Annotated in this window: 1 rRNA gene; it reads left to right on the top strand. The window is 54.1% G+C overall.

Annotated elements, in window-relative coordinates:
- Positions 1–1721: ribosomal RNA gene (locus ACYQ1A_RS21765) — 23S ribosomal RNA — on the top strand; the annotation flags it as partial.
- Between the last annotated feature and the right edge of the window lie 60 nt (positions 1722–1781).

Here is a 1781-nt window from a genome sequence, read left to right as displayed (position 1 = left end):
GTGCACATGGTAGGGGAGCGTTCCGTAAGCCTGTGAAGGTGGCTTGTAAAGGCTGCTGGAGGTATCGGAAGTGCGAATGCTGACATGAGTAGCGTTAAAACGGGTGAAAAGCCCGTTCGCCGAAAGCCCAAGGTTTCCTGCGCAACGTTCATCGGCGCAGGGTGAGTCGGCCCCTAAGGCGAGGCTGAAAAGCGTAGTCGATGGGAAACAGGTTAATATTCCTGTACCGGTTCTTGGTGCGATGTGGGGACGGAGAAGGGTAGGTCAGCCGGGTGTTGGAAGTCCCGGTTCAAGCGTGCAGGTGGGGAGATCAGGCAAATCCGGTCTCCTGTTAACACTGAGGCGTGACGACGGTGCTGCATTGCAGCCGAAGTGATTGATCCCATGCTTCCAGGAAAAGCCACTAAGCTTCAGCCAAGAATTGACCGTACCGCAAACCGACACTGGTGGGCAGGATGAGAATTCCAAGGCGCTTGAGAGAACTCAGGAGAAGGAACTCGGCAAATTGACACCGTAACTTCGGGAGAAGGTGTGCCCCGTTAGCGTGAAGCGATTTACTCGTGGAGCGTGAAGGGGTTGCAGTGAAAAGGTGGCTGCGACTGTTTATCAAAAACACAGCACTCTGCCAAGACGAAAGTCGACGTATAGGGTGTGACGCCTGCCCGGTGCCGGAAGGTTAAGTGATGGGGTGCAAGCTCTTGATCGAAGCCCCGGTAAACGGCGGCCGTAACTATAACGGTCCTAAGGTAGCGAAATTCCTTGTCGGGTAAGTTCCGACCCGCACGAATGGCGTAACGATGGCCACACTGTCTCCTCCTGAGACTCAGCGAAGTTGAAATGTTTGTGAAGATGCAATCTCCCCGCTGCTAGACGGAAAGACCCCGTGAACCTTTACTGTAGCTTTGCATTGGACTTTGAAGTGGTTTGTGTAGGATAGGTGGGAGGCTTTGAAGCGTGGACGCTAGTTCACGTGGAGCCGTCCTTGAAATACCACCCTGACCCCTTTGAGGTTCTAACCTTGGTCCGTGATCCGGATCGGGGACCGTGCATGGTAGGCAGTTTGACTGGGGCGGTCTCCTCCCAAAGTGTAACGGAGGAGCTCGAAGGTCACCTAGGTACGGTCGGACATCGTACTGATAGTGTAATGGCACAAGGTGGCTTGACTGCGAGACTGACAAGTCGAGCAGGTGCGAAAGCAGGACATAGTGATCCGGTGGTTCTGAATGGAAGGGCCATCGCTCAACGGATAAAAGGTACTCCGGGGATAACAGGCTGATTCCGCCCAAGAGTTCACATCGACGGCGGAGTTTGGCACCTCGATGTCGGCTCATCACATCCTGGGGCTGTAGCCGGTCCCAAGGGTATGGCTGTTCGCCATTTAAAGTGGTACGTGAGCTGGGTTCAAAACGTCGTGAGACAGTTTGGTCCCTATCTGCAGTGGGCGTTGGAAGTTTGAGGGGGGCTGCTCCTAGTACGAGAGGACCGGAGTGGACGCATCTCTGGTGTACCGGTTATCACGCCAGTGGTATCGCCGGGTAGCTAAATGCGGAAGAGATAAGCGCTGAAAGCATCTAAGCGCGAAACTCGCCTCAAGATGAGACTTCCCTGGTAACTTGATTACCCTGAAGGGTCGTTGGAGACCACAACGTTGATAGGTCGGGTGTGGAAGCGCAGTAATGCGTTAAGCTAACCGATACTAATTGCCCGTGAGGCTTGATCCTATAACCTGAACCGTGCTGTTCAGGTGTGGATGCGACGAAACATGATCTGCCCAGATCTGA

This window comes from Silvimonas sp. JCM 19000 (genome assembly GCF_054652575.1).
Note: the sequence above shows the minus strand (reverse complement) of the source record. Positions and strands in the feature narration are given on the sequence as shown.